The sequence below is a fragment of the Komagataeibacter kakiaceti JCM 25156 genome, assembly GCF_000613305.1.
The window spans coordinates 1-2,162 of record NZ_BAIO01000404.1; the positions used below are offsets into that span (position 1 = coordinate 1).

A 2,162-nucleotide genomic window follows, 5' to 3' on the forward strand; every position below is an offset into this window, starting at 1 on the left:
TCGGGCCGAGCGACATGGCGGCCACGCGCTGGCCCTTGGGGCGGTCGAAGTGACTGACCACAATCACCTTCGCACCCTTCTGGGCCAGTTCCTCGATGGTGGGCAGCAGGCGCAGGATGCGCGTTGCATCGGTAATCTGCCTGTCCCGCACCGGAACATTCAGATCGGCACGCAGGAGCACCTTCTTGCCCTTGGCATCAAGCTGGTCCAGCGTCTTGAAATTGGCGGCGACCATTTACAGTGCTCCGAATACGGCAGCGGTATCGGCCATGCGGTTGGAGAAGCCCCATTCATTGTCATACCAGCTACAGATGCGCACCAGCTTGCCACCGTCGATCACGGCGGTCTGGGTCGCGTCAAAGGTGGACGAGGCGGGGGAGTGGTTGAAATCCGTGCTGACCAGCGGCGCGGTGTTGTAGGCGAGGATCCCCTTCAGCGGGCCAGCCGCGGCGGCCTTGCGCATGGCTTCGTTCACTTCCTCGACCGAGGCCGGGGCCTTCTTGGGCACGAAGTCCAGCGAGACGAGCGAGACATTGGGGGTCGGCACGCGAATCGCGGTGCCGTCAAGCCGGCCCTTCAGGTGCGGCAGCACCAGCCCCACGGCGCGCGCGGCCCCGGTGGAGGTCGGGATCATGTTGAGCGCCGCGCCACGCGCGCGGCGCAGGTCCTTGTGCAGGGTATCCACCGTGCGCTGGTCGCCGGTGTAGGAATGGATGGTGACCATGTAGCCACATTCGATGCCGAACGTATCGTCCAGCACCTTGGCCACCGGGGCCAGGCAGTTTGTGGTGCACGAGGCGTTGGAGATGACCGTCATGTCACGCGTCAGGATGTCCTGGTTCACGCCGAACACGATGGTGGCATCCACGCCCGACGCCGGGGCGGAGACGATCACCTTGCGCGCGCCCGCGGTGATGAGCTGGGCGGCCTTGGTCTTGTCGGTAAACCGGCCGGTGCATTCCAGCGCCACGTCCACGCCGTGGAAGGGCACCTTGGTCGGGTCGGACTCGGCCGAGACGGTGATCGGGTCATAGGTGCGGCCATTGGCGGTGATGATGATCTTGTCATCCTCCACCTTCACATCGGCGGGGAAGCGGCCATGAACGCTGTCATAGGACAGCAGGTGCGCGTTGTCCGCCACGCTGCCAAGGTCATTGATGGCAACCGGCACGACATCGGTACGGCCACTTTCGATGATGCCGCGCAGAACCAGGCGACCGATGCGACCGAAACCGTTTATTGCGACTTTGACAGCCATTTTCTTATTTTCTCCGTAAGGGGTCAGACATGTTCATACGCTGGCATCGACCGATGCCATTCCGGGCGGGGCCGCTTCATTGTTCCCTCCCGCGGTTTGGATCGGGGCGCTGGCCGAAACGGGGCGAACCAGCCGCATCGCATCGCGGCAGATCCGCTCCGGCGTGATGTCGGCCGGGCTGTCAGGACGGTCCGGGCCGGTTGCGGCCCCAAATCCGTCTATACCAACAAACAGCCCGTCCGGTCCAAGCCAGCGTTCCCATCCGAAACCCGATGCGGCCTCTATCCCGATCCGGGGTGCCATTCCCAGCACGCCATCACGATACGTCATTTTTTGGGCGGCGAACAGTTCCCAGCTTGGCAGGGACACCACGGCCGCCGCAATCCCTTCATCCCGGAGCAGCCTGCGCGCGGCCAGCGCCATGATGGCTTCCTGCCCGGTGGCGACCAGCGTCACCTGCCGGGGGCCATCGGCTTCGGCCAGCACATAGCCGCCACGCGCGCACAGGTTCGTGAGGCCCTGCTGCTCGCGCTCGGGCAGGGGGGTGGACAGGGGGAAGGTGGATTCCAGCGTCAGCAGGCTCGGCCCGTCCGTGCGCCGCAGGGCCAGTTCCATGCACTCCATGGTTTCGCGGTGGTCGGCGGGGCGGAACACCACCATGTTGGGCATGGCGCGCAGGCTGGCCAGCTGCTCCACCGGCTGCCACCCGCCAGCGCTTTCGCCCCGGTGCATGTCGTCATCGGTCAGGAGATAGATGACCTGCTGGCCGGTCATGGCGGCGTAGCGCAGGGCGGGGCGCATGCGGTCCACCGCGATGATGGTCGAGGCCCCGCAGGCCAGCAGCCCGCCATGGATCGCAATACCGTTGAGCAGCGCCCCCATGCCGTTGACCTGCGTGCCGCAG

Annotated in this window: 3 protein-coding genes; all 3 read right to left on the reverse strand. The window is 65.6% G+C overall.

The window, feature by feature from the left end; all coding sequences use genetic code 11:
* Window positions 1–235 (reverse strand): phosphoglycerate kinase (gene pgk, locus JCM25156_RS24775; RefSeq protein ID WP_034960027.1); only part of this gene is annotated, 235 nt, incomplete at its 3' end.
* A complete protein-coding gene (gap, locus tag JCM25156_RS14425) occupies window positions 236–1,258 on the reverse strand; it encodes a type I glyceraldehyde-3-phosphate dehydrogenase (RefSeq protein WP_025813622.1) in 1,023 nt (340 codons plus the stop codon).
* 33 nt (window positions 1,259–1,291) lie between these two features.
* A partial coding sequence (locus JCM25156_RS14430; RefSeq protein ID WP_025813623.1) for a transketolase-like TK C-terminal-containing protein occupies window positions 1,292–2,162 on the reverse strand: 871 nt, incomplete at its 5' end.